2 rRNA genes are annotated in these 3734 nt (G+C 52.8%); both read right to left on the bottom strand.

What is annotated here, in order from left to right:
* Positions 1 to 393 precede the first annotated feature (393 nt).
* Positions 394 to 509 (bottom strand): 5S ribosomal RNA (gene rrf, locus AAE514_RS18090).
* Between the two features lie 140 nt (positions 510 to 649).
* A 23S ribosomal RNA gene (locus AAE514_RS18085) occupies positions 650 to 3538 on the bottom strand.
* Positions 3539 to 3734: the final 196 nt, after the last annotated feature.

Raw genomic sequence — 3734 nt, 5'->3', positions numbered from 1 at the left:
GGACGAGCCGTTCAGCGACCCCAGCGCGCTGGAGCGGCGCTTGACCAATTTGTCGGGAACAAATTGGGACGACCGTCAGATCGCCCCGCAGGGGCGGGCCACAGGGACGTGGCCCGTCACCATGACCGTAGGGCATCGGCAAGCGCCCCCGGCGGTTAATTTTGACCCAACAATAAAAACGCCCTGCAGGAATACCTACAGGGCGTTTCGTTTTAGGCGCTTGACCAGTTCGCCAGGAGCGAGCTGGCACAGCCTTTAGGCTGCCCGCAGGGTTGATGCCAAGGATGGCATCAATGACCATGACCGTAGGTCGTCGGCAAGCCCCACGGATTTGCTCTAGCCCCATAGAAAAATACCCCGAACCATGACTGATTCGGGGTATTCAATTTAGGCGCTTGACGATGACCTACTCTCACATGGGGAAACCCCACACTACCATCGGCGCTAAGTCGTTTCACTTCTGAGTTCGGAATGGGATCAGGTGGTTCCAACTCGCTATGATCGTCAAGCAAACTGGTATGAAGGCTGTTGGGTCTTATCTCAACTCTGAGTGCCGCAGACTTCAAATAGGGTGGTGAAACAGTAAGTTATACATTGCAACGATTGTCTATCCGACACAAACGTCCGGCTGTGCAGTCGTCTCTGTTATATGGTCAAGCCTCACGGGCAATTAGTACTGGTTAGCTCAACGCCTCGCGGCGCTTCCACACCCAGCCTATCAACCTGGTCGTCTTCCAGGGCCCTTTAGGGAGCTCGAAGCTCCAGGGAGAACTAATCTTGAAGGAGGCTTCCCGCTTAGATGCTTTCAGCGGTTATCCCGTCCGAACGTAGCTACCGGGCAGTGCCATTGGCATGACAACCCGAACACCAGAGGTTCGTTCATTCCGGTCCTCTCGTACTAGGAACAACTCTTCTCAATTCTCCAACGCCCACGGCAGATAGGGACCGAACTGTCTCACGACGTTCTAAACCCAGCTCGCGTACCACTTTAAATGGCGAACAGCCATACCCTTGGGACCGGCTTCAGCCCCAGGATGTGATGAGCCGACATCGAGGTGCCAAACACCGCCGTCGATGTGAACTCTTGGGCGGTATCAGCCTGTTATCCCCGGAGTACCTTTTATCCGTTGAGCGATGGCCCTTCCATACAGAACCACCGGATCACTATGACCTACTTTCGTACCTGCTCGACGTGTCTGTCTCGCAGTTAAGCTGGCTTGTGCCATTACACTAACCTCCTGATTTCCGACCAGGATTAGCCAACCTTCGTGCTCCTCCGTTACGCTTTGGGAGGAGACCGCCCCAGTCAAACTACCCACCATACACTGTCCGCGATCCCGATAAGGGACCGGCGTTAGAACCCCAAACATACCAGGGTGGTATTTCAAGGGTGGCTCCACGCTAACTGGCGTTAGCGCTTCAAAGCCTCCCACCTATCCTACACAAATAGGCTCAGAGTTCAGTGTAAAGCTATAGTAAAGGTTCACGGGGTCTTTCCGTCTAGCCGCGGGTACACTGCATCTTAACAGCGATTTCAATTTCACTGAGTCTCGGGTGGAGACAGCGTGGCCATCGTTACGCCATTCGTGCAGGTCGGAACTTACCCGACAAGGAATTTCGCTACCTTAGGACCGTTATAGTTACGGCCGCCGTTTACCGGGGCTTCAATCAAGAGCTTCGCCGAAGCTAACCCCATCATTTAACCTTCCGGCACCGGGCAGGCGTCATACCCTATACTTCCACTTACGTGTTCGCAGAGTACTATGTTTTTAATAAACAGTCGCAGCCACCTGGTCACTTCGGCTGCCAACAGCTTACGGGGCAAGCCCTTCACCGTCGGCAGCGTACCTTCTCCCGAAGTTACGGTACCATTTTGCCTAGTTCCTTCACCCGAGTTCTCTCAAGCGCCTTGGTATTCTCTACCTGACCACCTGTGTCGGTTTCGAGTACGGTTTCTCTTTACCTGAAGCTTAGAAGCTTTTCTTGGAAGCATGGCATCAACCACTTCGCGCTCTAAAAAGAGCACTCGTCGTCAGTTCTCGGCCTTAAGATCCCGGATTTACCTAAGATCTCAGCCTACAACCTTAAACGCGGACAACCAACGCCGCGCTGGCCTAGCCTTCTCCGTCCCTCCATCGCAGTAAAGAGAAGTACAGGAATGTTAACCTGTTTCCCATCGATTACGCCTTTCGGCCTCACCTTAGGGGCCGACTAACCCTGTCCCGATTAGCGTTGGACAGGAACCCTTGGTCTTCCGGCGTGGGAGTTTTTCACTCCCATTATCGTTACTCATGTCAGCATTCGCACTTCTGATACCTCCAGCAGACCTCTCGATCCACCTTCGCAGGCGTACAGAACGCTCCCCTACCATGCAACAAAGTTGCATCCGCAGCTTCGGTTATCCGTTTGAGCCCCGTTACATCTTCCGCGCAGGCCGACTCGACTAGTGAGCTATTACGCTTTCTTTAAAGGATGGCTGCTTCTAAGCCAACCTCCTAGCTGTCTGTGCCTTCCCACATCGTTTCCCACTTAACGGATATTAGGGACCTTAGCTGGCGGTCTGGGTTGTTGCCCTCTTGACAACGGACGTTAGCACCCGCTGTCTGTCTGCCATAATTGCACTCCACGGTATTCGGAGTTTGCATGGGGTTGGTAAGTCGGGATGACCCCCTAGCCCAAACAGTGCTCTACCCCCGTGGGTGAGATATGACGCGCTACCTAAATAGCTTTCGGGGAGAACCAGCTATCTCCCGGCTTGATTAGCCTTTCACTCCGATCCACAGGTCATCTCCGCATTTTTCAACATACGTGAGTTCGGTCCTCCAGTGCCTGTTACGGCACCTTCAACCTGCCCATGGATAGATCGCCGGGTTTCGGGTCTAATGCCTGCGACTCGACGCCCTATTAAGACTCGATTTCTCTACGGCTCCCCTATACGGTTAACCTTGCCACAGACAATAAGTCGCTGACCCATTATACAAAAGGTACGCCGTCACGGAACAAGTCCGCTCCGACTGCTTGTACGCACACGGTTTCAGGATCTATTTCACTCCCCTCACAGGGGTTCTTTTCGCCTTTCCCTCACGGTACTGGTTCACTATCGGTCAGTTGGGAGTATTTAGCCTTGGAGGATGGTCCCCCCATATTCAGTCAAGATAACACGTGTCCCGACCTACTCGATTTCACAACCTGTGCCTTTTCGTGTACGGGGCTATCACCCTGTATCGCTCAACTTTCCAGAAGATTCCACTAAGACATAAGTTGCTTAAGGGCTACTCCCCGTTCGCTCGCCGCTACTAGGGGAATCTCGGTTGATTTCTTTTCCTCCGGGTACTTAGATGTTTCAGTTCCCCGGGTTCGCCTCCCATACCTATGTATTCAGTATGGGATACCCGACTTACGACGGGTGGGTTTCCCCATTCGGAAATCCTCGGATCAAAGCTTGTTTGCCAGCTCCCCGAAGCTTATCGCAGGCTCCTACGTCCTTCATCGCCTCCAACTGCCTAGGCATCCACCGTGTGCGCTTAGTCGCTTGACCATATAACACAAACGACTACACAACGATTAGTCACAACGCTTTCATCGAAACGTCACAGTAAACTGCGAGCCTCAATATCAGTCGTTGCAACCGCCGGACGCTTGTGTAGAGATACACAATCGTCACATTAATATGCAATGTACAACTTACTGTTTCACCTTGTTAAAGAGCATCTGGCGTAAAAACCAGTCAGTTA

This window comes from Marinimicrobium locisalis, assembly GCF_039822625.1.
Classification (GTDB): domain Bacteria; phylum Pseudomonadota; class Gammaproteobacteria; order Pseudomonadales; family Cellvibrionaceae; genus Marinimicrobium; species Marinimicrobium locisalis.
The sequence above is the reverse complement of the archived record's forward strand: the minus strand, read 5'-3'. Positions and strand labels throughout refer to the sequence as shown.